We start from the raw sequence: 286 nt of genomic DNA on the forward strand, positions 1-286 counted from the left end.
ATACAACAAAAGAGGTCATGCCAATTTTCATTGTCGTGCGACAGGTAATTATTGTATAATTAAAAACAATTGAACTATTCGTCAATGATGCTTGGAGGGATACAAGATGAGTTTGGTTTCGTTCGACCAGTTTGGGTGCATGACCGATGAAGCGCTTGTAGAACAAGCGAAAGAGTTCGACAACAGCGATGCGCTCGAATTTTTGATCGAGCGGTATCGAAATTTCGTGCGCGCCAAAGCCCGTTCTTATTTTTTGATCGGGGCAGACCGAGAAGATATCATTCAA

The 286-nt window shown here is 42.3% G+C and carries 1 pseudogene; it reads left to right on the forward strand.

The annotated features are described in order from the left end of the window. Positions 1-106 precede the first annotated feature (106 nt). Positions 107-286 (forward strand): annotated as a pseudogene (locus B3S86_RS15175) (RNA polymerase sporulation sigma factor SigH); the annotation flags it as partial.

Source organism: Exiguobacterium sp. UBA3968 (assembly GCF_002385115.1).
Lineage (GTDB): Bacteria > Bacillota > Bacilli > Exiguobacteriales > Exiguobacteriaceae > Exiguobacterium_A.